The organism is Streptomyces sp. AMJ-169 (assembly GCF_055597585.1).
The window spans coordinates 114353-139876 of the sequence record NZ_JBVLTJ010000015.1; the positions used below are offsets into that span (position 1 = coordinate 114353).

General features: G+C 71.2%; 23 protein-coding genes and 1 pseudogene. 13 read left to right on the forward strand and 11 right to left on the reverse strand.

Annotation, left to right across the window (positions count from 1 at the left end; translation table 11 throughout):
- The first annotated feature begins 171 nt into the window (after positions 1-171).
- Positions 172-990 (forward strand): ABC transporter permease, encoded by an 819-nt coding sequence (locus tag ACYUD3_RS31170; protein ID WP_470977383.1) that lies wholly within the window; start codon positions 172-174, stop codon positions 988-990.
- Here ACYUD3_RS31170 and ACYUD3_RS31175 read toward each other — a convergent pair.
- The 3 genes and pseudogenes from ACYUD3_RS31175 to ACYUD3_RS31185 form a co-directional block, all read right to left on the reverse strand.
- Positions 980-1582, reverse strand: coding sequence for a flavodoxin family protein (locus tag ACYUD3_RS31175; protein WP_470977177.1), 603 nt, complete (start codon positions 1580-1582; stop codon positions 980-982). The genes ACYUD3_RS31170 and ACYUD3_RS31175 overlap by 11 nt on opposite strands.
- Before the next feature lie 94 nt (positions 1583-1676).
- A complete protein-coding gene (locus ACYUD3_RS31180; RefSeq protein WP_470977386.1) occupies positions 1677-2123 on the reverse strand; it encodes an amidase family protein in 447 nt (148 codons plus the stop codon).
- Positions 2124-2600: 477 nt separating this feature from the next.
- Positions 2601-3272 (reverse strand): annotated as a pseudogene (locus ACYUD3_RS31185) (amidase family protein); the annotation flags it as partial.
- A gap of 609 nt (positions 3273-3881) precedes the next feature.
- On the opposite strand from ACYUD3_RS31185, the gene ACYUD3_RS31190 reads away from it, so the two are divergent.
- Positions 3882-5516, forward strand: a complete 1635-nt coding sequence (locus ACYUD3_RS31190; RefSeq protein ID WP_470977180.1) for a tetratricopeptide repeat protein — start codon at positions 3882-3884, stop codon at positions 5514-5516.
- A gap of 348 nt (positions 5517-5864) precedes the next feature.
- Here ACYUD3_RS31190 and ACYUD3_RS31195 read toward each other — a convergent pair whose 3' ends face one another.
- The 3 genes from ACYUD3_RS31195 to ACYUD3_RS31205 form a co-directional block, all read right to left on the reverse strand.
- The gene (locus tag ACYUD3_RS31195; RefSeq protein WP_470977182.1) at positions 5865-6809 is read right to left on the reverse strand and encodes a M28 family metallopeptidase; all 945 of its coding nucleotides are present in this window, start codon (positions 6807-6809) and stop codon (positions 5865-5867) included.
- A gap of 95 nt (positions 6810-6904) precedes the next feature.
- The gene (rarD, locus tag ACYUD3_RS31200) at positions 6905-7858 is read right to left on the reverse strand and encodes an EamA family transporter RarD (RefSeq protein WP_470977389.1); all 954 of its coding nucleotides are present in this window, start codon (positions 7856-7858) and stop codon (positions 6905-6907) included.
- A 269-nt stretch (positions 7859-8127) separates the two neighbouring features.
- Positions 8128-8982, reverse strand: coding sequence for an SDR family oxidoreductase (locus ACYUD3_RS31205; protein ID WP_470977185.1), 855 nt, complete (start codon positions 8980-8982; stop codon positions 8128-8130).
- Between the two features lie 89 nt (positions 8983-9071).
- Here ACYUD3_RS31205 and ACYUD3_RS31210 point away from each other — a divergent pair, with 89 nt between their 5' ends.
- The 3 genes from ACYUD3_RS31210 (at position 9072) to ACYUD3_RS31220 (ending at position 10416) form a co-directional block, all read left to right on the forward strand.
- Complete coding sequence (locus tag ACYUD3_RS31210) at positions 9072-9452, forward strand: winged helix-turn-helix transcriptional regulator (protein WP_470977188.1); 381 nt, start codon at positions 9072-9074, stop codon at positions 9450-9452.
- Positions 9453-9662: 210 nt separating this feature from the next.
- Positions 9663-10163: a DUF6082 family protein gene (locus tag ACYUD3_RS31215; protein WP_470977191.1), complete on the forward strand. Its 501-nt coding sequence runs from the start codon at positions 9663-9665 to the stop codon at positions 10161-10163.
- A gap of 64 nt (positions 10164-10227) precedes the next feature.
- The gene (locus ACYUD3_RS31220; RefSeq protein WP_470977194.1) at positions 10228-10416 is read left to right on the forward strand and encodes a hypothetical protein; all 189 of its coding nucleotides are present in this window, start codon (positions 10228-10230) and stop codon (positions 10414-10416) included.
- An 86-nt stretch (positions 10417-10502) separates the two neighbouring features.
- Here ACYUD3_RS31220 and ACYUD3_RS31225 read toward each other — a convergent pair whose 3' ends face one another.
- The 5 genes from ACYUD3_RS31225 to ACYUD3_RS31245 form a co-directional block, all read right to left on the reverse strand.
- Entirely contained in the window at positions 10503-11570 is a 1068-nt protein-coding gene (locus ACYUD3_RS31225; protein ID WP_470977197.1) for a 2-oxoacid:ferredoxin oxidoreductase subunit beta, read from the reverse strand.
- A complete protein-coding gene (locus tag ACYUD3_RS31230; protein ID WP_470977200.1) occupies positions 11563-13479 on the reverse strand; it encodes a 2-oxoacid:acceptor oxidoreductase subunit alpha in 1917 nt (638 codons plus the stop codon). Before ACYUD3_RS31230 ends, ACYUD3_RS31225 begins: the two co-directional genes overlap by 8 nt.
- Before the next feature lie 157 nt (positions 13480-13636).
- Positions 13637-14296, reverse strand: a complete 660-nt coding sequence (locus ACYUD3_RS31235) for a LuxR C-terminal-related transcriptional regulator (RefSeq protein ID WP_470977203.1) — start codon at positions 14294-14296, stop codon at positions 13637-13639.
- Between the two features lie 283 nt (positions 14297-14579).
- Entirely contained in the window at positions 14580-15878 is a 1299-nt protein-coding gene (locus ACYUD3_RS31240; RefSeq protein ID WP_470977206.1) for a sensor histidine kinase, read from the reverse strand.
- 337 nt (positions 15879-16215) lie between these two features.
- Complete coding sequence (locus ACYUD3_RS31245) at positions 16216-17508, reverse strand: sensor histidine kinase (RefSeq protein ID WP_470977209.1); 1293 nt, start codon at positions 17506-17508, stop codon at positions 16216-16218.
- 160 nt (positions 17509-17668) lie between these two features.
- Here ACYUD3_RS31245 and ACYUD3_RS31250 point away from each other — a divergent pair, with 160 nt between their 5' ends.
- From ACYUD3_RS31250 to ACYUD3_RS31285, 8 genes are all read left to right on the forward strand, one after another.
- Positions 17669-18109 (forward strand): NADH-quinone oxidoreductase subunit A, encoded by a 441-nt coding sequence (locus ACYUD3_RS31250; RefSeq protein ID WP_470977212.1) that lies wholly within the window; start codon positions 17669-17671, stop codon positions 18107-18109.
- A 281-nt stretch (positions 18110-18390) separates the two neighbouring features.
- Entirely contained in the window at positions 18391-19101 is a 711-nt protein-coding gene (locus ACYUD3_RS31255; protein ID WP_470977392.1) for an NADH-quinone oxidoreductase subunit B, read from the forward strand.
- Positions 19102-19433: 332 nt separating this feature from the next.
- Positions 19434-20921 (forward strand): NADH-quinone oxidoreductase subunit C, encoded by a 1488-nt coding sequence (locus tag ACYUD3_RS31260; RefSeq protein ID WP_470977215.1) that lies wholly within the window; start codon positions 19434-19436, stop codon positions 20919-20921.
- A complete protein-coding gene (locus ACYUD3_RS31265; protein ID WP_470977218.1) occupies positions 20918-21886 on the forward strand; it encodes a complex I subunit 1/NuoH family protein in 969 nt (322 codons plus the stop codon). Before ACYUD3_RS31260 ends, ACYUD3_RS31265 begins: the two co-directional genes overlap by 4 nt.
- A 2-nt stretch (positions 21887-21888) precedes the next feature.
- Complete coding sequence (locus ACYUD3_RS31270) at positions 21889-22524, forward strand: NuoI/complex I 23 kDa subunit family protein (protein WP_470977221.1); 636 nt, start codon at positions 21889-21891, stop codon at positions 22522-22524.
- Entirely contained in the window at positions 22521-23228 is a 708-nt protein-coding gene (locus ACYUD3_RS31275) for an NADH-quinone oxidoreductase subunit J family protein (protein WP_470977224.1), read from the forward strand. The genes ACYUD3_RS31270 and ACYUD3_RS31275 overlap by 4 nt, the downstream gene beginning before the upstream one ends.
- Entirely contained in the window at positions 23228-23608 is a 381-nt protein-coding gene (gene nuoK / locus ACYUD3_RS31280; RefSeq protein ID WP_470977227.1) for an NADH-quinone oxidoreductase subunit NuoK, read from the forward strand. Before ACYUD3_RS31275 ends, nuoK begins: the two co-directional genes overlap by 1 nt.
- Complete coding sequence (locus tag ACYUD3_RS31285; RefSeq protein WP_470977230.1) at positions 23605-25524, forward strand: NADH-quinone oxidoreductase subunit 5 family protein; 1920 nt, start codon at positions 23605-23607, stop codon at positions 25522-25524. The genes nuoK and ACYUD3_RS31285 overlap by 4 nt, the downstream gene beginning before the upstream one ends.

Genomic DNA, 25524 nt, shown 5'->3' on the forward strand with positions numbered 1-25524 from the left:
CCCGAGCTGACGCCGACACCCGAGCCACCGACACCGCCCCGCCCCCTGAAGAACCCCTCACTTCCCTCCTCCTCCCACCCCTCGCGCCCCTCCCACCTCTCACCCTCCCACCCCTCACGCCCATCACCCTCCCACCCCTCCCACCCCCCAAGCCCCTTCTGGACCCTAGGCCTGCTGGCGAGCGAACTCTCGATCACTCTCCGCCGCTGGCGGACGCTCGCCCTGCTGGCGGTCCTGGCGGCGGTCCCGATCCTCGTAGGGATCGCGGTGAAGATCGAGACGAGCGGCGGCTCTTCGGCGGGCAGTGGCCCCGGCGGCGGCCCGGCGTTCATCGCGCAGATCACCAACAACGGCCTGTTCCTGGTGTTCACGGCACTCGCGGCGACCTTGCCGTTCTTCCTGCCGATGGCCGTAGGCGTCATCGCGGGCGACGCGATCGCGGGCGAGGCGAACGCGGGAACCCTGCGCTACCTGCTGGTCGCCCCGGCCGGCCGCACCCGCCTGCTGCTGACCAAGTACCTGACGACGATGACGTTCTGCCTGATCGCGACCCTGACCGTGGCTCTGTCGGCCCTGGCGGTGGGCGCGCTGCTCTTCCCCCTAGGGGATCTGACGACGATCTCGGGCACCCGGATCACCTTCGCGGACGGCCTGCTGAGGGCGCTGCTGATCGCGCTGGCGGTGGCGCTGTCGCTGACGGGGATCGCGGCCCTGGGCCTGTTCATCTCCACCCTGACGAACAGCGGCATCGCGGCGATGGCGACGACCGTAGGCCTCCTGATCACCGTCCAGATCCTCGACCAGATCCCCCAACTGCACGCCCTCCAGCCGTACTTCTTCTCCCACTACTGGCTGTCCTTCGCCGACCTGATGCGCGAGCCGGTCTACTGGGACGACATCCAGCGGAACCTGGGCCTGCAAGCCCTGTACGCGGCCGTGTTCGGCTCGGCCGCGTGGGCGAGGTTCGCGGCGAAGGACATCACGGCCTGAGCTGGTGCGGGAACAGCGCGAGCGGAGCGTCCGCCGGCTCCCCCGAGAAGAAGGTCTTCGCACGGGCGAGCGCGTCGGCGTCCTTGAGGACGTCCCCCCGCGAGGTCCCGTTGCCGAAGAGCACCCCGCCGAACCGCATACCCATATAGGCGGCCGAGTTGTTCAGGGTTCCCACGTAAGGGTCGGCAACCGAGACCTCCTCGGTCGCCAGCGCACAGACCCCCCAGAGCGTGCGCCCCTTAAGGGTCCCCTTGAAGTCGATCCCGGGCACCCGCAGCCACCCCGACCAGTAGTCCAGGTAGCGCTTGGTGAGCGCCGAGACCGAGTACCAGTACAACGGCGACACGATCACGATGTCGGTAGCCCGAAGCGTCGAATCCAGCAACAGCCGCGCATGCTCGTCAACCGGCGCGGCGATCCCCTCCCCGTCATGCCGCAGATCCACAAAGTCCGGCAACGGCCGCTCCACCAAACTGACCCACTCCTGCGACACCCCACCCGGCAACTGCTCAGCGGCCCGCCGAGCAAGCAACTCGGAATTCCCCCCGAGCCGACTACTACCGACCACGAACAGAAAACGACGGTCCGCCATGACGCCCCCAGGGATGAACGAGCCAGATCAGTACGACGGTACTTTATATGCGCGTGCATGGATTGAGCTAGGGCCGCTTCGGGCGCAGGCTGGGCTACTTCCGGGACCGGTCGGCCCACTTCGGGGACCGCTGGAAAGGGGCCGGACGCCCCGCCCCCACCTCCCGGGCCACCTCCAACAGCAGCCGCTCCCGCCCGTGCCGCGCGACGATCTGGAGCCCGACCGGGCATCCGTCCGCCCCCACTCCGGCCGGCACGCTGATCGCCGGATGGCCGCTCAGGTTGAATGCCCAGGTCAGGGCGGTGGAGTAGCGGTCGCCCGGGCCGTCGTGGCCGTGGGCGGCGTTGGGGGTCGTAGGGGTGAGGAGCAGGTCTGCGCGCCGGAAGACGTCGTCCAACTGCCGCTGATTGAGCCGACGTTCGCCGGGGGAGCCGCCTTCGGGGGAGCGGAGTGCGAGCCATGCCGGGGCGGGGTCGTCGAGGAGGAGGGCGTCGGAGGGCCCGGCGAGCCGTATGACACCGCCGCCGACGAGCCGCCGCATGGTGGCTTCGGCCAGGGAGAGGGGCTCGGGATCGGGGGTGACGAAGCCGAGGCCGGGGGACCAGAGGGCGGTGAGGGGGCGTTCGGGAACGGGTGACGAGGGGGCGGAGAGGGGCCGTTCGTCCAGAGGGGCTTGCGCGGGCCTGCCCAGAGAGGTTTGCGCGGGTCGACTCAGAGGGGCTTGGACAAGTCCGTTCGGGGAGGCATGCGCGGGCCCGCCCAGAGAGATTTGTGCGGGCCGGTCCAGCGGGGCTTGCGCGAGCCTGCTCAGAGGGGCTTGAACGGACCCGTTCGGAGAGGCTTGTGCGGGCCTGCCCAGATGGGGTTGCGCCTGGTCCGGAGGGGCTTGTGCGGGCCTGTCCGGAGAGGTCTGCGCGGGCCTGCCCAGATGGGGTTGCGCCTGCCCGTCCGGAGGGGCTTGTGCGGGCTGGTCCGGAGAGGCATGCGCGGGCCCGTCCAGAGAGGCATGTGCGGGCCTGTCCGGAGAGGCCGGCTCAAGCCCGTCCAGAGGAGTTCGTCTCGGCCTGCCCGGAAGCGTCTGCGCGGTCGCCCCGGAGACGACCTCCCAAGCGGCCAGCACATCGGCCGGATCGAGCCCCATCAGCCCAGGCGCCGCAAGTCCGGTCCGATCCGGAGAGGGGAACCGCCCATTGGTCACCTTGAGCCCGACAACTCCGCACCACGCGGCGGGAATCCGCACCGACCCGGCCCCGTCGCTCCCGGTGGCCAGCGGCACGAGCCCCGCGGCCACGGCGACGGCGGACCCGGCGGAGGACCCGCCCGGCGTACGGTCGTGCCGCCACGGATTGACCGTCCGCCCATGCCGCCCAACTCCCCATGTCTTCCAGGCAGTTCCCGCACCCGGCACGGCAGTGGCCCCCACCGGCACACACCCGGCCCGCACCAGCGCCGCCACCACCGGAGACCACCCCTTCACCCCGATCGGCACCCCGGCCAACACCAACAACTCCCCACCCCGAACCCGCACATCCACGTCCCGCGCCCACTCCAGCGCCTCCTCCTCCCACACCTCGGAAAACGCACACAACACAGGATCGAGCCGAGCGATACGAGCCAGCGCAGCCCGAACAACCCCCACAGCAGAAACAGCCCCACCCCGAACAGCCCGTGCGACAGAGAGAGCACTCATACAACTCCGAACAACAGAACAGCCCTTGAGGAGGGGAGGGGGTGGAGGAGGGGGAGACTTTGGGTGAGGCTGGCTGACGTACGCCGGGAAGGCCGAACGCCGGGAGGATCGTACGGCGCGCAGGCGTCGGCAGACCCCCGGGCCGGGGGAGAGCAGCGAACGGCGGGAGGCCCGTACGCATGGGAGCCCCCCCACGGGCGGAAAGCCGCGCACGGCGGGAGGGGACGACGGCGCGCAGGCGTCGGCAGGACCCGGCGCAGGCGGGAAGCCGCGTACGGCGGGAAGGGGACGTGGCGGGGGGTGTCCGCCCGCAGCGTCCGGCGTCAACTCCGGCTCCCGGCATGAGAAGCAGAACCGCCGGACCGAGGACGGACACCCCCCGGCACGGCACCGACCCACGACCGAACCGCAGGCGACAACCCACCGGCGAGGAACGCGCAGACGATCCCGAGCCCCCCCGGCGAGACACCCGCAGACGACCCCAAGCCCACCCACCCGCACACCCCACCCCCCGCTTTCTGGAACGAGGCTGTGACGTCCCGGTGACGTGACCACCCGGCCCGACCGGACATACTCGCCAGTAAGCGTGCGGATCCGAGCGAGGGAAAGATGGCGCTGCTCAGGCGTGGGAAGAAGCGGGACGAGAAGGGTACGGCCCAGCCGGCCGCCGTACTGGCCCCCGCACCGATCGACGTCCGCGTCACGAGGCCCGCCCCCGGCGCCACCGCGTCCATCGGCGGCGTACAGATCACCGCCCCCGACGGCGAGGACATCCAGCACACGGTCCTCGCCCACCTCCGCCGCATCGCGCTGGCGACAGGCCAGCCGGTCCAGGCGACGATCCACGACGAACCGGGCGGATACGTGGTCCCCATCCAGGTGGACGCGGACGGCGCGAGCAGACTGCTGGGCGAGCCGAGGTGCCTGCCGGCGCAGGAGCAACTGCCGCAGAAGCAACCGGCCCAGGAACTCCCGGCCCAACGCCCGAGCCCCCCGGAGATCCCCCCGATGCCGACGACCCCACCGACGGTCCCGGCACCGACGCCTGCCCCCGTGGACGAGGACTTCCCCCCGCCCACCCCACCACTGCCGCAGAAGAACTCCCCCCGAACGTTCCCCCTAAGGGCGATCCCGGAGCACACGGCGGACGGGCGGGACGCTGAGCCGAAGCCGTACGTGGAGCAGTCCCCGACGTTCGGACTGCGCCGGAAGCAGGGGAGCACGGCGGACGGTCAGGACGTCGGGCCGAAGCCGTACGTGGAGCCGTCCCCGACGTTCGGGCTGCGGCCGAAGTCGAAGAACGCGGTGGACAGGCAAGCCCCCGAGGCCCAGCCCTACCAAGACCCCGAGCCGAAGCCGTACGTGGAGCAGGTCCCCACCTTCGCGCTGCGCCCGCAGCGGCAGAACACGGCGGACCGTCAACCCCCCGCCCCCCAACCCCCCACCCCCCAGCCGTACACAGAATCCGCCCCCACCTTCGCCCTCCGGCCGGCGCAGGACCACCCCGACATGGCGAACTCCCCGTACACGGAACCCACCGGCACGGTCACACCCCCCACCGGAGTCTTCGGCCCGCCCCCGGACATGGCCCTCCAACTCCCCATCCCGATCGACGTGAAACCCCTCCCCACCGAACCGAACCCGCACCCCCCGACACCCGCCCCCACCCCCCTGATCGACCCCGAGTCCCTCGCCCCGGAGCCGGAACCCAGGCCCACCCCGGCCCGAGGGTTCGACGCGGTGGCGGAGTCCGTCCTGGCCGACGCCCCCGCCACACCCCCCGCCCTCCTGGCGGAGCCCATCGCGAGGGTCAACGAGGCGGTGCGGGCGGGCCGGATAGACGCGGCGGTGGCGCTGGCGGAGCAGACGGTGGTCGAGGCGTCGGCGACGCTGGGCCCGGAGCACCCGGAAGTACTCCGGACCCGTGAACTCGCCGCGTACATCGCGTACTTGTCCGGCGACCCGCTGCGCGCCTTCCACGTCTCCCTGGACCTCGCGAGGATCCACCGCAGGACGGGCGACCAGGAGTCCGCGTACGGCAACGTCCAGAGCGCGGCGACCGCGTGGCGTGCCGTACGCGAACCCGTACAGGGCCTCAACCTGGGCACCGAACTCCTGGTCCTGTGGACGGAGTTGGCGACGGAGGAGGGCACCCCGGCGGCGGCGGACATGGACCGCCTGGAGTCGGCCCGCACCAGGATGCTCCGCTTGGCGGACCGGGCACGGGCGAAGGAAGGCAACTGACTCAGGGAAGCCACCGCAACCCGAAAGTCACCGCAACCCGAAAGCCGCTGCACCCCCGAAGGTCGCCGCACCCGCGATAGCCGCCGCAGCCCTGAGCTGCCGCACCCCCGAAGGTCGCCGCACCCTCGAAAGCCGCCGCAGCCCTGAGCTGCCGCACCCTCGAAAGCCACCGCAGCCCTAAGCCGCCGCAACCCCGAAAGCCGCCGCACCCGCGATAGCCGCCGCACCCCTCAAGCCACCGCACCCCGGAAGGCGCCCCCCCTCAGGAAGACGCCCCCCGAAGCCCGCCCTCAAGCCCAACCCCCAAGCCCACCCCCCAATCCGCCCCGCCCCCACCCCATCACCCCCCTACGAAGACAACCCCCACACCGCATAAGCCACCGCATCCGCATTCCGATCCAACGCGGTGTCATTGATGTTCGCGGTCGTGTCGCACGAAGAGTGATAGCAGGAGTCGAACGCCCGCCCCGAAGTCCCACCCCACTTGCCGGCCTGCGCAGCCGTCTTCACATAGTCGGCCCCGCTGAAGATCCCCCCGACCGGCACCCCCACGTTCTTGAACGGCGCGTGATCCGACCGCCCGTCCCCCTCGGTCTCGATCTCGGTGGAGATCCCGATCCCCGCGTAGTAGTCCTTGAACGTCTTCTCGATCGTCGGATCGTCGTCGTACACGAAGTACCCGGGGTTGGGCGACCCGATCATGTCGAAGTTGAGATACCCGCTGATCTTGGCCCGGTTGGCGGCGGAGAGGTTGTTGACGTAGTACCGCGACCCCACGAGCCCCAGCTCCTCGGCCCCCCACCAGGCGAACCGAAGATGCTTGGTGGGCTGATAGTTCGCGCGGGCCACGGCGAGCGCGGTCTCCAGGATCGCCGCCGACCCGGACCCGTTGTCGTTGATCCCGGCCCCGGAGGTCACACTGTCCAAATGTGACCCGGCCATGACAACCTGATTCGAGTCTCCGCCGGGCCAGTCGGCTATGAGGTTGTACCCGGTCCGCCCGCCGGAGGTGAACTGCTGCACGGTCGTGGTGAACCCGGCCGAGTCCAGCAGCCCCTTCACATAGTTGACGGAGGCGAGATAACCGGCCCGCCCGTGCGCCCGGTTGCCCCCGTTGGCGGCGGCGATGGAGGAGAACTGGGTGAGGTGGGCTTTGACGTTGGCCAGCGAAATATCGGGCGCGGCGAGGACGCGGGGCGCGTCGACGGCCCCGGCGGACGAGCCGGTGGCCAGCAAGGTGACACCGGCGACGACGGCAGCCGCCGCCGACCGCGCGGAAACAGAGAGCTTCATGTGGGGGGTCGCTTCCAGCTCCAGGTGGGCCGCCCGCACGGGGTAACACGCGGGCGCCCACGGTGAATTGGGGTGACTGGATGGTGAAGCGGGAGTCAACGATCCGTCAAGAGGGAGTTCGCGTCATCAGCTTGTACGACCCCCCGCGCGGCCCCTGAACCGGACCCCGAACCGGACGCCGACCCGGCCCCCGAACCGGCCACCGCCGCCACAGCCACCCGCCCCCGCCGAGCCGCCCGCAACGCATCCCACGTCAACACCATCAACGAAACCCACACCAACCCGAACCCCACCCACCGCTCACCAGACATCGCCTCATGGAAATACAGCACCCCGAGCAGAAACTGAAACACAGGCGCCAGATACTGCAACAACCCCAGAGTCGACAACGGCACCCGTATGGCCGCGGCCCCGAAACACACGAGCGGCACGGCCGTGACGACCCCGGTGGAGGCGAGCAGCAGCGAATGCCCGGCCCCTTCCCCCAGGAACGTCGACTCCCCCCGCACCCCGAGCCACACCAGATACCCCAGCGCGGGTAGGAACAGCACGGCCGTCTCGGCGGCCAGCGACTCCACCCCGCCGAGCCCGACCTTCTTCTTCACCAGCCCGTACGTCGCGAAGGAGAACGCGAGGACCAGCGAGATCCAGGGCGGCCGCCCGTACCCGACGGTGAGGACGACGACGGCGCCGAACCCGGTCCCCACGGCCGCCCACTGCACGGGCCGCAGCCGCTCCTTCAGCAGCAGCACGCCCATCGCTATGGTGACCAGCGGATTGATGAAGTACCCGAGGGACGCCTCGACGACGTGCCCGTTGTTGACGGACCAGATGTACAGCCCCCAGTTGACGCTGATCACCACGGCGGCGACCACCACCAGCGCCAGCCGCCGGGGCTGCCGCAGCAACTCCCCGGCCCATGCCCAGCGCCGTACGACGAGCAGCGCGCCGGCGACGAAGACGAGGGACCACGTCATCCGGTGGGCCAGGATCTCCACGGACCCCGCGGGTTTCAGCAGCGGCCAGAACAGCGGGACCAGGCCCCACATCCCGTACGCCGCGACCCCGTTCAGCAGCCCGGTCCGCCCCTCACGCTCGTCCGCCACGACCCCTCCGCTCCACCGCCCGAACGCCCCACACGGACGCGCCCCGAAGGTAACGCCGAGAGCCCCCGGCTGTCATGCCCGTATCGGGATACGGTCATGACAGCCGGGGGCGGAGAACAGCAGCGGAACACCGGCCCAGAGCCCAGCCCCGAGCCCAGCGGCACTCAACCCGAGCCCAGCGCCCGAGCCCAGCCCCGCCAACCCCCCCCCGCTCAGCCCTTCAACGCCACCGCGATAGCCTCGGCCACCGGCGAAGCCGGCCGCCCGATCAGCCGCGCCAGATCCCCGGACGTGATCAGCAGCTCCCCCTTCTCGATCGCCGCGTCCACCCCCGCGAACAGCGCCGCGACCGGCTCCGGCAGCCCCGCCCCGGTCAGGATCCCGATCAGCGTCTCGACGGAGACGGGGTGGTACCCGATCTCCTTGCCGGTCTGCCGGCCCACCTCGGCGGCGTACTCGGCCTGGCTCCAGGACACGTCGCTGCCCAGCTCGTACGTCTTGTTCTCGTGCCCCTCGCCGGTCAGCACCGCGACCGCGGCGGCGGCGTAGTCCGCGCGGCCGGCCGTCGAGATGCGGCCCTCGCCGGCGGCGGCGGTCACCGCGCCGTGCTCCAGGACCGGCGCGAGGTTCTCGGTGTACACCTCGTGGTACCAGCCGTTGCGCAGCAGCACGTACGTCAGCCCGGAGGCGAGCAGCGCCTTCTCGGTGGCCCGGTGGTCGTCGGCGAGGGTCGCGGTCAGCGTGCCCGGCGCGGAGGTGTACGCCAGCAGCGCGACGCCCGCGGCCTTGGCGGCGTCGATGACGACCTGGTGCTGCGCGGGGCGGCCCTTGTCGAACTCGTTGCCCGAGATCAGCAGGACCTTGTCACCGGCCGCGAAGACGCCGTCGAAGGTCTCGGGGGCGTTGTAGTCCGCGACGGCCAGCTTGACGCCCCGCGCGGCGAGGTCGGCGGCCTTGGCCTCGTCGCGCACGACGGCCGTGATCTGCTCGGCGGGCACCTTCTCCAGCAGCTGCGTGACGACGTGACGGCCGAGGTTCCCGGTGGCTCCGGTGACGACGATGCTCATGATCTGTGACTCCTTGTGGGGTGCGTGGCACTCACCCTAAGATCTGCGCTAACCAAAAGAAAGTACCCACTTCAAAGTAAGGTACTGGCATGACGGTAAGCACCTATCTCACCCACGACACCGACGGCGCGGTCTGCCCCCACCGCCTGGTCATGGAACACCTCACCAGCCGCTGGGGCGTCCTCGTCCTGATCGAACTCCTGGACCGCCCCTACCGCTTCAGCGAACTGCGCCGCGCGATCGGCAGGGTCAGCGAGAAGATGCTCACCCAGACCCTCCAGACCCTGGAGCGCGACGGCTTCGTCCACCGCCACGCCCACCCCGTCATCCCGCCCCGCGTCGACTACTCCCTCACCCCCCTCGGCCGCGAGGCAGCCGAACAGGTCAGCGCCCTGGCCGCCTGGACCCAGCACCGCCTCGACGAGGTGCTGGCAGCCCGCGAGGAGTACGACGCCCGCAAGGCGAAGTAGGGCAGACGGCGCTCCCGGGGGCACACGTACGGCAGCGCGCCCCGCGCCCCGACCACCCTGACCTTCCGTGCGCCCCCTCTCCGCCTCCCATGCGTGTTTGCCCCGCCGGGCACGCTGAGGTCGAGGCGGTTCGCCCACCGCCCGCCACCTGACCAGGGGGTTGCCTTGAGGGGCCCACAGAAAACGCCCGGGCGGCACCGATTAGGTACCGTGCTGGCCGCCGGCGCCGGCCACCTCCGCGCCCGCCTCGCCCCGGGCACCCGGCGCCGGCGGTACGAGGAGCTGATGCTCCAGCTGGTCCACCAGGTCGCGCTCATGACCGAGGAGGTCCGCAAGGCCAATCTGATCCAGCAGTACCGGCTGACGGTCGAACAGCTCGACCGCACCATCGACGACCCCGCCCTGGCGGACGCGATGAGCACCCTGACGGGCCTGCCCCCGTCCAAACGCCGCCAACTCCTGTTCGCCAACCGGGAGTACGGCATCCTCTTCCTCGCCTACCGCACGGAATCCCTGACCTGGGAGGAACTGCTGGGCCACCTGAGGGTGCTGTGCCGCAACCCGGTGTTCGCGGAGTACTGGGACCGGACGACCGATCACCGGCGGAGCTTGCCGGAGGGGTCGCCCGAGGCCAGGGTCGGAGCGGCGGTCGATCAGATGTTCACCGATCTGGAGGACGACCCGGACGAGTGGTGGGTGGTAGGTCCATAACATGCCTCTTCACCCGCCCCGCATCTCCCGCCGCCTAGGCGACGCCCCCAAACTCCGCGGCAGCATGACCGCCGAAACCTGCCCCGACCTCTTCGAACTCTCCGACGGCTCCTTCGCCGTCATCGGCACCGAAGCCACCGCCACCCTCACCCCCCACCTCCCCCCAGGCATCACCCGATCCCCGGGCGAGACGATCGTCATCGTCCCCAGAGACTGCATCGCCCGAGCCAAACGGGACATCCCCGACGCCTGACCCACCCCCCCCCCCACAGCAGAAGGGCCCGGTACGACACCACCGGGCCCCAGCCGTACAAAACAGCCGTACCAAAAGCAGCCGCCTCAGCCCACCACGGTCCAGGTGTCCCCCCCGGCAAGCAGCGCAGCCAGGTCCCCCTTGCCCTGCCGCTCCACCGCCGTGTCGAGCTGCTCGGCCATCTGGGCGTCGTACACAGGGCGTTCCACCGAGCGCAGGACCCCGATCGGGGTGTGGTGGAGGGTGTCCGGGTCGGCCAGGCGGGAGAGGGCGAAGGCGGTCGTGGGGGAGGCCGCGTGCGCGTCGTGGACCAGGATGTCCGCCTCGTTCCCGGGCGTGACGTCGACGACCTTCAGGTCGCCCGTCAGCCGGTCGCGTACGACCCCCCGCGCCCCGTCCGCGCCGAACCTGACCGGCTGCCCGTGCTCCAGCGGGATCAGGGCCTCCTGGGCGGAGTCGCGGTCCTTGAGGGCGTCGAAGGCGCCGTCGTTGAAGATGTTGCAGTTCTGGTAGATCTCCACCAGGGCCGTGCCGGGGTGGGCCGCCGCCTGGCGCAGGACCGACGTGAGGTGCTTGCGGTCGGAGTCGATGGTGCGGGCCACGAAGGACGCCTCCGCGCCGATCGCCAGGGACACCGGGTTGAAGGGGGCGTCCAGCGAGCCCATCGGCGTCGACTTCGTGATCTTGCCGACCTCGGACGTCGGTGAGTACTGGCCCTTCGTCAGCCCGTAGATCCGGTTGTTGAACAGCAGGATCTTCAGGTTGACGTTGCGGCGCAGGGCGTGGATCAGGTGGTTGCCGCCGATCGACAAGGCGTCGCCGTCGCCCGTCACCACCCACACCGACAGGTCCCGGCGGCTGGAGGCGAGCCCCGTCGCGATCGCGGGCGCGCGGCCGTGGATCGAGTGCATCCCGTAGGTGTTCATGTAGTACGGGAAGCGGGAGGAGCAGCCGATGCCGGAGACGAAGACGATGTTCTCCTTCGCGAGACCGAGCTCCGGCATGAAGCCCTGGACGGCGGCGAGGATCGCGTAGTCCCCGCAGCCCGGGCACCAGCGCACCTCCTGGTCGGACTTGAAGTCCTTCATGGACTGTTTCGCCTCGGCCCGCGGCACCAGCTGGAGGAGCGGGTTGGCGTCGGACACCTCAGCCATCGATGGCCTCCTTCAGCGCCGTGGCGAGCTGCTGCGCCTTGTACGGCATGCCGTTGACCTGGTTGTAGGAGTGGGCGTCGACGAGGTACTTCGCCCGGACGAGGGTGGCGAGCTGGCCGAGGTTCATCTCGGGGATCACCACCCGGTCGTAGCTCTTCAGGACCGTCCCGAGGTTCTTGGGGAAGGGGTTGAGGTGGCGCAGATGGGCCTGCGCGATCGCGTCACCGGCCGCCCGCAGCCGCCGTACCGCCGCCGTGATCGGGCCGTACGTCGAGCCCCAGCCCAGCACCAGCGTGCGCGCGCCGGAGGGGTCGTCGACCTCCAGGTCGGGGACGGTGATGCCGTCGATCTTCGCCTGGCGGGTGCGGACCATGAAGTCGTGGTTGGCCGGGTCGTAGGAGATGTTGCCCGTGCCGTCCTGCTTCTCGATGCCGCCGATGCGGTGTTCCAGACCCGGGGTGCCGGGGACCGCCCAGGGGCGGGCCAGGGTCTCGGGGTCGCGCAGATACGGCCAGAAAGAGCCGTCGGGGCGGTTCGGCGCCTGCGCGAACCGCACGGCCAGGTCCGGGAGTTCGTCGATCTCGGGGATGCGCCACGGCTCGCTGCCGTTGGCCAGGTAGCCGTCCGACAGGAGCATCACCGGGGTGCGGTAGGCCAGCGCGATGCGCGCCGCCTCCAGGGCCGCGTCGAAGCAGTCGGCCGGGGTGCGCGGGGCGACGATCGGCACCGGCGCCTCGCCGTTGCGGCCGTACATCGCCTGGAGGAGATCCGCCTGCTCGGTCTTGGTCGGCAGGCCCGTCGAGGGGCCGCCGCGCTGGATGTCGACCACCAGGAGCGGCAGTTCCATGGAGACGGCGAGGCCGATGGTCTCCGACTTCAGGGCGACGCCGGGCCCCGACGTCGTCGTCACCGCGAGCGAACCCCCGAAAGCCGCCCCCAGCGCCGCCCCGATACCGGCGATCTCGTCCTCCGCCTGGAAGGTGCGCACGCCGAAGTTCTTGTGCCGCGACAGCTCGTGGAGGATGTCCGAGGCGGGGGTGATGGGGTAGGAGCCGAGGTAGAGCGGCAGGTCGGCCTGGCGGGAGGCGGCGATGAGGCCGTACGCGAGGGCGAGGTTGCCGGAGATGTTGCGGTAGGTGCCCAGCGGGAACGCCTGGGCGGCGGGGGCCACCTCGTAGGAGACGGCGAAGTCCTCCGTCGTCTCGCCGAAGTTCCAGCCCGCGGTGAACGCCGTCAGGTTCGCCTCGGCGATCTGCGGCTTCTTCGCGAACTTCGCCCGCAGGAACTTCTCCGTGCCCTCCGTGGGCCGGTGGTACATCCATGACAAGAGGCCGAGCGCGAACATGTTCTTGCTGCGCTCGGCCTCTTTGCGGGTGAGGTCGAAATCCTTCAGGGCCTCGACGGTCAAGGTGGTCAGCGGCACCGGATGCAGCCGGTACCCGTCCAGCGAACCGTCGTCCAGCGGCGAGGTGTCGTACCCCACCTTCTGCATCGCGCGTTTCGTGAACTCGTCCGTGTTGACGATGATCTCCGCGCCGCGCGGCACGTCCGCGATGTTCGCCTTCAGCGCCGCCGGGTTCATCGCCACCAGGACGTCCGGGGCGTCGCCCGGGGTCAGGATGTCGTGATCGGCGAAGTGCAGCTGGAAGGACGACACCCCGGGCAGCGTGCCCGCGGGGGCGCGGATCTCGGCGGGGAAGTTGGGAAGGGTGGAGAGGTCGTTGCCGAAAGACGCGGTCTCCGAGGTGAAACGGTCCCCGGTGAGCTGCATCCCGTCGCCCGAGTCACCCGCGAACCTGATGATCACCCGGTCGACACGGCGTACGTCCTTCGCCGCACCGGCCGGTTTGCGCTGCTCTCCCACGACGGCTTCGTCGGCCTGCTCCGTTGCGCTGACCTGACTGGTCACTGAACTGGACCTCCTTCGAGGCGGCTGCCCTGGGAGCAGCCTTCCCGCAGGCCCTCCCAGATCAAGCGTACGTCGGTACTGTGGCACGCCGGCCTTGCCCGCGACTTGCCGGACAGGCCCCTAACCTGACGCGGACCGCCCCTAAATTCCGGCCCGCTCAGGAGTTCAGATAGGTCAGCACGGCCAGCACCCGCCGGTGGTCCCCGTCGCTCGGCGCGAGCCCCAGCTTCAGGAAGATGTTGCTGACGTGCTTCTCCACCGCCCCGTCGCTCACCACCAGCTGCCGGGCGACCGCCGAGTTCGTCCGCCCCTCCGCCATCAGCCCCAGCACCTCCCGCTCACGCGGCGTGAGCCCCGCCAGCACGTCCTGCTTGCGGCTGCGCCCCAGCAGCTGCGCGACGACCTCCGGATCCAGCGCCGTCCCCCCGCGCGCGACCCGCACCACCGCGTCGACGAACTCCCGCACCTCCGCGACCCGGTCCTTCAGCAGATACCCCACCCCCCGGCTGGAACCGGCCAACAGTTCGGTGGCGTACCGCTCCTCCACGTACTGTGACAGCACCAGCACCCCGAGTCCCGGATACGCCCGCCGCAGCCGCACGGCCGCCCGGACGCCCTCGTCCGTGTGGGTCGGGGGCATCCGGACGTCGGCCACGACGACGTCCGGCAGCGCGCCCCCCTCGGCCAGCTCGGTGATCGTCTTGACGAGCGCGTCCCCGTCCCCGACCCCGGCGACGACCTCGTGCCCCCGGTCGGTGAGCAGCCTGGTCAGGCCCTCCCGCAGCAGTACCGAGTCCTCAGCGATGACGACTCGCACCTTGTCCTCCACGATGTCCGGCCCCCCGGTTGCTGTGTACGGCTGTTGTGCACACAGCATCGCAGGGGGGACGGGGTCGGCGGAGTTCCGGGCGCTGGCGGGCTGGGATTCACCGGGCTGTGGGGTTCGGATCCACCGGCCCGCTGGGATTCACCGCGCCTCGGGGCTGGGATTCACCGCGCTGTGGGGTCGGGATTCACCGGTCCGCTGGGATGCACCGATCCCGCCAGGCTGGGATTCACCGGCCCGGCCAGCTGCGCTCACCGGTCCCGCCAGGCCGCGTTCACCGGTCCCGCCACGGCAGCTCGGCCGTCACCCGGGTGGGCCCCCCGGCCGGCGAGTCCACCACCAGGATCCCGTCGACGGCGTCCAGCCGCCCGGCGAGCCCCGCGAGCCCCGAGCCGGCGGAGACGTCCGCGCCGCCCGCCCCGTCGTCGCAGACCTGGAGCATCAGCCGCTCCTCCACCCGCCACACGTCCACCGAGGCGGACCGGGCCCGCGCGTGCTTGCTGATGTTCTGGAGCAGCTCGGAGACGGTGAAGTAGGCGATGCCCTCGATGGCGGCGGCGGGCCGTCCCGGGAGGTCCACGTCGACGCGCACCGGGACCGTGCAGCGGGAGGCGACGGAGGAGAGGGCGGCGTCGAGCCCCCGGTCGGTGAGGACCGCCGGATGGATGCCGCGGGCGAGATCCCGCAGCTCCTGGAGTGCCGTCTTCACCTCGCCGTGCGCCTCGTCGACCATCCGCGCCGCCGCCTTCGGATCCTCGCGCAGCTTCTCCTTGGCGAGCCCGAGATCCATCGCGAGACTGACCAGCCGCGCCTGCGCCCCGTCGTGCAGATCCCGCTCGATGCGCCGCAGATCGGCGGCGGCCGTGTCGACGACCACCCCCCGGTCCGACTCCAGCTCCACCACCCGCGACGCCAGCCGCGAAGGGCTCAGCAGCCCGTGCACCAGCCCTCGGTCGACGGTGAGCAGCGCCCGCACGATCCACGGCGCCGCCAGCACCACCAGCAGCCCGACCAGCGCGGTCACGCCGATCTCGAAGGGGTTGTCCAGATAGACGTCGCGCGTCCCGTCGCCGTACAGCTGGATCCCGTCCTGCCCGGCGTACACCGGGAACACCCAGAACCACAGCGGGTACGTGAACAGCGCCCACCCGGTCGTCCACAGCACCACGGCGACCACGAACGTGAACACCGCCCACGGCAGGTGCAGCAGCCCGTACAGCAGATGCCGCCAGGCGACCCCGTCCTTCAGCACGGCCCCCATCCACGACAGCGCGCCCCGTTTACGGGCCCGCACCGGCGCCGGCTCCGCCACCCGCATCCCGAGCAGCCCCCGCGCCCGCGCCCGCTCCAGCTGCCCGAACCCCCGGCACCCGATGAGCCCGGCGGCCATCACCGGTACCCCGAGGAAGGTGACCAGCAGTCCGGCGCCGGCGGACATCATCGGCACGGCGAAGGAGAAGAACAGCACGGCCACCGGCAGCCCGGTCACCGCATAGGCCAGCTCTCCCCAACTCCGCCCGTCAAACGGCGCCGGCCCCCGCCGCCGCCCGCTTCGCAATCCCGTCTCAGCCATGGGGTCAAGCCTGGCGGGGGGTGAGGGTGGGGGGCCATGTGGTGGGTCGGCGTGTGGGGTGGGGGGTTATCCCTACCTTGGTGGTGGTGGTGGTGGCGGCGGTGGCGGTGGCGGTGGCGGTGGCGGTGGCGACTCTTGAAGGGGCGGCCCTTAGGGACGGTCCGTAAGGGGGCTGCCCTTAGGGGGCGGTTCTTGAAGGGGTGGCCCTTAGAGATGGCCCGTAAGGGACGCTGCCCTTAAGGGACGGGGCCGTAGGGGAGCCGCGCCCGTAAGGGACGGCCCGTAGGGGAGCTGCCCTTAAGGGGACCGTCTTAGGGGGGCTGCCCCTCGCTCGCGCCTACCCCTGTTCCCGGTCCCGCCAAGGGAGTTCGGCTGTCACTGTCGTCGGGCCGCCCGGTGGGGAGTCGACGACGAACAGGCCGTCGACGGCGCCGAGGCGGTCGGCGAGGCCCTTCATGCCGGTGCCGGCGGAGAGGGAGGCGCCGCCGCGGCCGTCGTCGGTGACCTGGATGAGCAGGCGCTCCTTGGCCCGCCAGACGTCGACGGCGGCCGAACGGGCACCGCTGTGCTTGCTGACGTTCTGGAGCAGCTCGGAGACGGTGAAGTAGGCGATGCCCTCGATGGCGGCGGCGGGCCGCCCCAGGAGGTCCACGTCGACCCGCACCGGGACCGTGCAGCGGGAGGCGACGGAGGAGAGGGCGGCGTCGAGCCCACGGTCGGTGAGGACGGCGGGATGGATCCCACGTGCGAGATCCCGCAGTTCCTGAAGCGCCAGTTTCACCTCCCCGTGCGCCTCCGCGACCATCTCCGCCGCCGCGTCCGGATCCTCCAGCAACTTCTCCTTCGCCAGCCCGAGCCCCATCGCGAGATTGACCAGCCGCGCCTGCGCCCCGTCATGCAGATCCCGCTCGATCCGCCGCAGATCCGCCGCGGCCGTATCGACGACCACCCCCCGGTCCGACTCCAGCTCCGCGATCCGCCGCTCCAGATCATCGGACGGCGACAACAGCGCCCGCACCATCACCCGGTCCACATTCGTCAGCCCCCGCGCGAGAAACGGCAGCACGGGCCAGGCCACGAAGAGGGAGACCAGCGTGACGGCGAAGGTGAGGATGCCCCAGGGCAGCCGTACGACGTTGTAGAGCACCGTCCGCCAGGCGACGGGGTCTTTGAGGGCGAGCCAGAGGGAGGGGAGGAACCCTTGGCCGGGGCCGCTGCGTTGGCGTTTGTCATGCGGGCGCCGGTCGTTCCGGTGCTGGTCGTTCCGGTGGGTGTCGTTCCGGTGTGTGCCGTACCGCCGCTGGCCGTTCCGGTATTTGCCGTGCCGCCAGGACAACCGGCTGGGCTCCTCCACCCGCACCCCGAGCAGCACCCGCGCCCGCATCCGCTCGAACCGCCCGAGCAGCCGCACCCCCATCAGCCCCATCGCGAGCAACGGCAGCCCGACGACGGTAGCGGTCAGCCCGACGCCGGTCGCCAGCATCGGCACGGTGTAACAGAACCCGGCCAGCGCGACAGGGAAGTTCGACAGAAGATGCGCGATCTCCTTCCAGGTGACGCCGTCGAAGGCGAACCGTGGCGAGGGGAGCGGCTCGTCGGACCCGGGGGACATCGAAGGAACTGCGGTCATGGGGCCAGCCTGCCGTGCCGGGGGGTGGAGACGCCATGAAGTTGCCCGCCGGGGGGAGCGGGGGGAAACCCCACCTCGGGGCGGGGCGTTTTCGGGCGCCGGACGCGTGACGGCCTACTTACCGTCCCTTTAGCAGGCCCTAGACTCCCGTGCGGAACGAATGGTCGTACAGGACAGCAGTGAAGGGACGGACGTGCGGGAACCGACCGGCGCCGATCCGACCGCGGTCGCGGCGGACTACTTCCAGTCGTACTCGGTCGTGGGGCTGCTCGCCGTCGTAGGCGTGCTGTTCGTGGCCGTGGCGTTCACCGCGGGCCGCCTGCTGCGCCCGGTGGTGCCGACGCCGGAGAAACTGATGACGTACGAGTGCGGGGTCGACCCCGTCGGGGAGGGCTGGGCACACACCCAAGTCCGCTATTACGTCTACGCGTTCCTGTACGTCGTCTTCGCCGTCGACTCGGTCTTCCTGTTCCCCTGGGCGACGGTCTTCGCGGCCCCCGGTTATGGCGCGACCACCTTGATCGAGATGTTCATCTTCCTGGGCTTCCTTGCTGTGGGCCTGCTGTATGCCTACAAGAAGGGGGTTTTGGAATGGGCGTGATGCCGGGGGAGGGGGCTGCTGAGGGGGCCGGAGCGGAGGTGTCGCCGTCGGTGGATGGGCGGGCCGGAGTCGGGGGCGAGAGGGTGCCGTCGGTTGGCGGGCGGTCCGGAGGTGAGAGGGTGCCGTCGGCCGGTGAAGGGGCCGGAGCGGAGGTGTCGCCGTCGGCGGATGGGCCGGTCGGCATCGGGGCGTCGGTGGATGGGCGGGCCGGAGTCGGGGGCGAGAAGGTGCCGTCGGCCGGTGAGCGGGTCGGAGCTGAGGCGGTGGCGTCGGCTTCGGCGTTGCCGGGGGCCGGATCGGGGCCGGTGCCGTTGCCGGACCCGGTTCTTCAGCCGAAGCTGCTGCCGGAGCCGTCGGCGGGGGCCGGCCGGCTGGGGGCGCTCGCCCGACTCGCTCCCGAGCCGATGAAGGTGATCCTCAACTGGGGCCGCCGCTACTCCCTCTGGGTCTTCAACTTCGGCCTGGCCTGCTGCGCGATCGAGTTCATTGCCGCGTCGATGGCCCGCCATGACTTCATCCGCCTAGGCGTGATCCCCTTCGCCCCGGGCCCCCGCCAGGCCGACCTGATGGTGGTCTCCGGAACGGTCACCGACAAGATGGCCCCCGCAGTGAAACGGCTGTACGAGCAGATGCCGGAACCGAAATACGTCATCTCCTTCGGCGCCTGCTCCAACTGCGGCGGCCCGTACTGGGATTCGTACTCGGTGACGAAGGGCGTGGACCAGATCATCCCGGTAGACGTCTACGTCCCCGGCTGCCCACCCCGCCCCGAAGCCCTCCTCCAGGGAATCCTGAAACTCCAGGAAAAGATCGCCGGGGAGTCGTTGGCGAGCAGATACTCCGCTGGGGGCGAGGGCGAGGGCGAGGGCGAGGGCGAGGGGCAGGGCCAGGGGCAGAGGCTGGGACAGAGCCCCCCTCTCCCGACCACAGCTCTCCAGAGCGACTTGACCCTGCGACCGACTCTGGACCAGGGGAAGGGGACGGGACGATGACGGGGGAGAGGGAGGAAGGGTCTGGGGAGTTGGACGGGAGGGAGCCTGAGGGGGCGGGGCGCACGGAGCCGGTAGGAACGCCGGAGCCGACGGAGGCTGCGAAGCCGGCAGGGACACCGGGGCCGGCAGAGCTGACGGAGGCTACGGAAGCGAGGGCGGTCTCGAAGCCCGCAACCCCTCAGACGTCGGAGCGGGCGGAAGCTGAGGCAGCCTCGAAGCCCGCAGATCCCCAGCCCCCGAAGCAGACAGAGCCGCTGACCCCTCTGAGTTCACCGAGTCCTCCAAACCTTCCGAACTTTCCGGACCCGGCGGAGCCGATGGGACCGGCGGCCGTGCCCACGACCTCGTCGGCGCCCCCGCCCGCCCCCCCGACCGGCTGGCTGCCCTCCCCGACGACGGAACTGTTCGGCGAAGGTGCGACCGCGGAGGAGTCGTACGAGGTCCTGACCGTCGACGTCCCCCCCACCTCCTGGATCACCGCCCTGCAAACGGCCCGCACGACACTGTCCTGCACGTACTTCGACTGGCTGAGCGCGGTGGACGAACCGTCGGTGGGCTTCCGGGTGTCGGCGCACGTCGTGGCGCTGCACCCCGTCCGCCGCCTCCTGCTGCGCACGACGGTCCCGCACACGCACCCCTCCCTCCCCACGGCGGTGGACGTATACGCGGGCGCCGCCTGGCACGAGCGCGAGACCCACGAAATGTTCGGCATCACCTTCGAGGGCCACCCCGCCCTGACCCACCTCCTCCTCCCGGAGACCTTCGAAGGCCACCCCCTGCGCAAGGACTTCGTCCTGGCCGCCCGCGTGGCGAAACCCTGGCCCGGCGCGAAGGACCCCGGCGAGTCGGACGGCACCCCCAAACGCCGCCAGATGCTCCCCCCGGGCGTCCCCGACCCCAACGACTGGGGCCCCCAAAAAGGCCAACTCCCCACCCTCCCCCCAACTCGCCGCACCCGCACGGCAACTCCACCCACGGAAGGACGACGGGCCACCTCGGCACACCCAGCCGAAGAAAGAACACCGGCCCACCCCGAAGCAACACCACCGGCACCCACCCCACCCCCCCGCCGCAACCGCTCAGCCTCCCAAGGCTCGGCCAGCCAGACCCAGCCGAAGGAAACAACACCAACCGAGGCAACGCCCCGCACCGGCGGACCAACTCTCGCCGAGGCAACGCCCCCGCCCGCCGCCCCCGGCCCCTCAACACCCCGCCGTAACCGCAGCGCATCTCAGGGCTCCGCAAGCCAGCCCCAGCCCGGGGGAGCGACCCCGGTTGAAGCAACGCCCCCGCCCACCCCCGGCACCTCAACGCCCCGCCGCAACCGCAGCGCCTCCCAAGGCTCCGCAAGCCAAACCCAGCCCGAGACCCCGGCCCCGCCCGCCGGATCGGCCCCGGCCGAGGAGCCGCCGTCCCCCACCCCCGGCACGCCGTCCCCCCGCCGCAACCGCAGCACATCTCAGGGCTCTGCAAGCCAACCTCCCCGCCGCTCCCGCAGCGTCTCCCAAGGCTCAGCCTCCCAACACCCCCAACCCCCCACAGACCAGCAGCCCCCTCCCACCCCCCGGACCCCCCGCAGCTCCGACGCCCCCTGGCACCACGCCCGCCCAGCCTTCGACGACCAGCAGGCCACCCCCACGGAACAGCCCCCGGAGCAGCCCCCAGCGAAGCAAGCCCCCGCCAGGCACCCCTCCGCGGAACAGCCCCCGACGAAGCAACCCCCCGCCAAGCAGCCCCCAGCGGACCAAGCCCCCGAAGCCACCCCCAGCACCACCCCCGACGACACCACCCCCGACACCCCCACAGGAGGCCGGCAGTGAACGACGCCCTGGACGTCGCCCTGCGGCTCCTGATCGTGTTTGTCGTCTTCCTCACCTTCCCCCTGATCGTCGGCCAGACAGAACACAAGGTCATGGCCCACATGCAGGGCCGCCTGGGCCCGATGTACGCCGGCGGCTTCCACGGCTGGGCCCAACTGATCGCCGACGGCGTGAAGTTCGCGCAGAAAGAGGACATCGTCCCCACCGGCGCGGACCGCCGCATCTTCCAGCTCGCCCCGGCCGTGGCCCTCCTCCCCTATCTCCTGGTCCTGCTCGCGATCCCGATCGGCCCCGGAGAAGGCGCCGTCGGCCAGGCCCTCGACGCGGGCGTCTTCTTCGTCCTCGCCGTGATGGGCGTCGGCGTCCTCGGCTCCCTCATGGCCGGCTGGGCCAGCGCCAACAAGTTCTCCCTCCTCGGCGGCCTGCGCACCGCCGCGCAACTGCTGGCCTACGAACTCCCGATGCTCCTGACCGCCGCCTCCGTCGCCATGGCGGCCGGCACGGTCTCCCTGCCCGGCATCCTCGACGCCTTCGAGTGGTGGTGGCTGCCCTGGCAACTCGTCGGTGCCGTCGTCTTCTTCGTCGCCGGCCTCGCCGAACTCCAGCGGCCCCCCTTCGACATGCCCGTCGCCGACTCGGAGATCATCTTCGGCGCCTACACCGAGTACACCGGCCTGCGCTTCGCCCTCTTCCTCCTCGCCGAGTACGCCGGGATCGTCGTCCTGTGCGGCCTCACCACCGTCCTCTTCCTGGGCGGCTGGCACGGCCCCTGGGGCGCCGACGGCCTCGGCTGGCTCTGGACCCTGCTGAAGACGGCCCTCCTCGCCTTCGTCGTCATCTGGCTCCGCGTCACCTACCCCCGGCTGCGCGAGGACCAGTTGCAGAAACTCTCCTGGACCCTCCTCGTCCCCCTCTCCCTCGCCCAGATCGCCCTCACCGGCGTCGTCAAGGTGGTGACCTCCTAGCCATGGCCCCGATCCCCGGCTCCGGGCTGGCCAAGGGCCTGGCCGTGACCCTGCGCACGATGACCCGCAGGTCCGTCACCGAGCAGTACCCCGACGCCCAGCCCGAACTCCCGCCCCGCACCCGCGGCGTCATCGGCCTGTTCGAGGAGAACTGCACGGTCTGCATGCTCTGCGCCCGCGAGTGCCCCGACTGGTGCATCTACATCGACTCCCACAAGGAGACGATCCCCGCCGCCGCCCCCGGCGGACGCGAGCGCAGCCGCAACGTCCTCGACCGTTTCGCCATCGACTTCTCCCTCTGTATGTACTGCGGTATCTGCATCGAGGTCTGTCCCTTCGACGCCCTCTTCTGGTCCCCGGAGTTCGAGTACGCCGAGACCGACATCCACGAACTCACCCACGAGCGGGACAGACTCCGCGAGTGGATGTGGACGGTCCCCCCGCCGCCCCCCGCGGACCCCGCCGCCGAACCCCCGAAGGAACTCACCGCGGCCCGCAAGACGGCAGAAAAACCGACCCCCGCCCAACAACAGCCCTCCACCCAGCGGCCACCCGCCCAGCAGCCCCCGGCCCCCTCGACCGACCGGCCCGGCCGAAGCACCCCCGGGCCCGACACCCCCCAGGGAGACCGGCCGTGACCCTCGCCCAAGCGCCGCACGGCTTCCTCTCCCCGACCGGCGTCGAGATCGCGTTCCTCCTCGTCGGCCTGGTCACCCTCGGCGCGGCCCTCGTCACCGTCACCACCAAGCAGCTGGTGCACGCCGCCCTCTGGCTGGTGGTGGCGCTCGGCGGGCTCGCCGTCGAGTACCTCCTGCTGACGGCGGAGTTCATCGCCTGGGTGCAGGTCCTCATCTACGTCGGTTCCGTCGTCGTCCTCCTCCTCTTCGGTCTGATGCTCACCCGCGCCCCCATCGGCCGCTCCCCGGACGCCGACTCCGGCAACCGATGGCCCGCCCTGGCCGTCGCGACCGCCGCCGCTGCCGCCCTGGTCTGGGTGGTCGCCGACGCCTTCCGCACCACCTGGGTCGACCTCGACGGACCGGCCGCCGGCTCCACCGAGGTCACCGGCGAGAGCCTGTTCCAGAACTGGGTCCTGCCCTTCGAGGCCCTCTCCGTCCTCCTCCTCGCGGCACTGGTCGGCGCGATCGTCCTGTCCCGCAAAGCGAACTCCGAATCAAGCTCTCCCCTCGTGAACGCCCGGACCGTCACACAGAGTTCCCACCCCGTCACAGATTCCCGAAAAACTTCTCCGGCCCCGGAAACCACCAAAACTCCGGGCCCCCAAAAAACTCCGGAACCCCCCAACACCCCACCCACCCCCACCGAGCAGGAAGGCACCTGATGCACCTCGCCTACCCCGCCCTCCTCTCGGCCCTCCTCTTCTGCACCGGCCTCTACGGCGTCCTCGCCCGCCGCAACGCGATCCTGGTCCTGATGTCGGTCGAGCTGATGCTCAACGCCGTCAACCTCAACCTCGTCGCCTTCGACGTCTGGCTCAGCAGGGCCGCGCACGACACCCTCCACTCCGGCCAGGCCCTCACCCTCTTCACGATCGCCGTCGCCGCCGCCGAGATCGGCATCGGCCTCGCGATCGTCCTCGCCGTGCACAGGAACCGCGGCACCTCCGACATCGACAAACTCCGCGACACCGCCGAGGCTCCCGGCAGCGGCGCCGACGAGACGGCCGCCGACGCGGACGAGAAGGCCGAGGCCGGCGCGTGACCACGACCACCCTCGCCGTCCTCGTCCCCCTCCTGCCGTTCCTCGGCGCCGCCGCCGGCCTCCTCCTGGGCCGCACCGCCCCCGGCTTCACCCGCCCCCTCGCGGTCCTGCCGGCCCTCGCCGCCCTCGCCCTGGCCGTCACCGTCGCCGTACGCCAGGGCGGCGGCACGCCCGTCGACGCGGCGGCCGAACTCACCCCCACCGGCTCGGTCCCGATCGAACTCGCCCTGCACATCGACGGGTTCGCCGCCCTCGTCGCCGTCCTGGTCACCCTGGTCGCGGCCTGCGTGCAGATCTACTCCACCGGCTACCTCCGCGACGACCCCCGCTACCCCTCGTACGCGGCCCTCGTCTCCCTCTTCACCGCCGCGATGCTCCTGGTCGTCTACTCCGGCGACCTGATCGTGCTGCTCGTCGGCTGGGAGGTCATGGGCATCTGCTCGTACTTCCTGGTCGGCCACCACTGGGAGACCCCGGCGGCCCGCGCCGCCTCCATCAAGGCGTTCCTCGTCACCAAACTCGGCGACGTCCCCTTCCTCATCGGCCTGTTCGCGCTCGCCGCCGACACCGGCTCCTTCCGGATCACGAAGGTCCTCGACGCCGTCGCGCACGGCGGTCTCGGCCACCCGACCCTGATCGCGCTGCTCCTCCTCGCGGGCGTCGCCGGCAAGTCCGCGCAGTTCCCGCTGCACACCTGGCTCCCCGACGCGATGGCCGGCCCCACCCCCGTCTCCGCGCTGATCCACGCGGCCACGATGGTCGCCGCCGGCGTCTACTTCACCGCCCGCCTCCTGCCCGTCTTCGAGTCCTCGCGCGCCGCGATGGTGGTCCTCGCCGTCATGGCCGCCGTGACGATGCTCGGCTCCGCGCTCGCCGCCCTCGCCCAGGACGACCTCAAACGCGTCCTCGCCTACTCGACGATCGGCCAGCTCGGCTACATGACCGGCGCCCTCGCCGTCGGCGACCGCTCCGCCGCCGTCTTCCACCTCCTCACGCACGGCGCCTTCAAGGCCCTGCTGTTCCTCGCGGCCGGCGCGCTCATCCACACCGCCGGCACCAACTCCCTCACCGCCCTGTCCCGCACGGGCGGTCTGCGCGCCCGCGTTCCCGACGCGTTCTGGACGATGACCGTCGCCCTCCTCGCCCTCGCCGCGATCCCCCCGTTCAGCGGCTTCTTCTCCAAAGAGTCCGTCCTGGGCGCCGCCGAACACGTCACCGCCGGCCACACCACCCACGCCCCCGCCGCCGCGGGCTGGCTCATCCTCGTCGCCGGCCTCACCACCGCCCTCCTCACCGCCGCCTACGCGACCCGTCTCTGGCTGCTCGCCTGGGCGCCCCCGCCGGTACGGAAAGCGCGGACCGCCGACGAAGCCGCTGCCTCAACCGTAGGCGATAGCCTCACTGAAAGTCACGGAAAGTCACCCGTTGTGATGAATGCCGTCCTCTGGGTCCTCGCCGTCCCCTCCCTCGCCCTGGGCGCCCTCGCCTACCGCCCCCTCCCGCACTGGTTCGACGGCACCCCCCTCGCCCCGACCCTCACCACCTCCGTCCTCGGCACCGCCGCCGCCCTGGCCGGCGGCCTCATCACGTACGCCGCCCGGCGCGCCCGCCCCGCCACCGACCCCGGCCGCCTCCTGCTCGGCCCCCTGCACCGCCACGCCGCCGCCGGCTTCCACCTGGACACCGCGTACGACACCCTGTTCGTCCGCCCGGTCCAGGCCGCCGCGAGCCTCGTACGGTTCCTCGACCGCGAGGTCGTCGACACCTACGTCCGGGGCGCCGCCGCCGTCCCCCGGCTGCTCGGGGCCGCCGTGCGCCGGGCCCAGACCGGCAACGTCCAGACCTATGTGAGCGCGCTGCTCGCCGGCACCGTCGTCCTCGCGGTGGCCGCCCTTCTCCTCGCCTCGGGAGCGTGA

Coding starts and splice junctions, on each gene's coding strand:
- ACYUD3_RS31240 (WP_470977206.1), bottom strand. CDS start 15,878: ATGGCTGAGACGGGATTGCGAAGCGGGCGGCGGCGGGGGCCGGCGCCG.
- ACYUD3_RS31195 (WP_470977182.1), bottom strand. CDS start 6,809: ATGAAGCTCTCTGTTTCCGCGCGGTCGGCGGCGGCTGCCGTCGTCGCC.
- ACYUD3_RS31205 (WP_470977185.1), bottom strand. CDS start 8,982: ATGAGCATCGTCGTCACCGGAGCCACCGGGAACCTCGGCCGTCACGTC.
- rarD (WP_470977389.1), bottom strand. CDS start 7,858: ATGTGGGGCCTGGTCCCGCTGTTCTGGCCGCTGCTGAAACCCGCGGGG.
- ACYUD3_RS31245 (WP_470977209.1), bottom strand. CDS start 17,508: ATGACCGCAGTTCCTTCGATGTCCCCCGGGTCCGACGAGCCGCTCCCC.
- ACYUD3_RS31175 (WP_470977177.1), bottom strand. CDS start 1,582: ATGGCGGACCGTCGTTTTCTGTTCGTGGTCGGTAGTAGTCGGCTCGGG.
- ACYUD3_RS31210 (WP_470977188.1), top strand. CDS start 9,072: ATGACGGTAAGCACCTATCTCACCCACGACACCGACGGCGCGGTCTGC.
- ACYUD3_RS31225 (WP_470977197.1), bottom strand. CDS start 11,570: ATGGCTGAGGTGTCCGACGCCAACCCGCTCCTCCAGCTGGTGCCGCGG.
- ACYUD3_RS31270 (WP_470977221.1), top strand. CDS start 21,889: ATGGCCCCGATCCCCGGCTCCGGGCTGGCCAAGGGCCTGGCCGTGACC.
- ACYUD3_RS31220 (WP_470977194.1), top strand. CDS start 10,228: ATGACCGCCGAAACCTGCCCCGACCTCTTCGAACTCTCCGACGGCTCC.
- ACYUD3_RS31250 (WP_470977212.1), top strand. CDS start 17,669: ATGGTCGTACAGGACAGCAGTGAAGGGACGGACGTGCGGGAACCGACC.
- ACYUD3_RS31180 (WP_470977386.1), bottom strand. CDS start 2,123: ATGCGGCGGCTCGTCGGCGGCGGTGTCATACGGCTCGCCGGGCCCTCC.
- nuoK (WP_470977227.1), top strand. CDS start 23,228: ATGCACCTCGCCTACCCCGCCCTCCTCTCGGCCCTCCTCTTCTGCACC.
- ACYUD3_RS31190 (WP_470977180.1), top strand. CDS start 3,882: ATGGCGCTGCTCAGGCGTGGGAAGAAGCGGGACGAGAAGGGTACGGCC.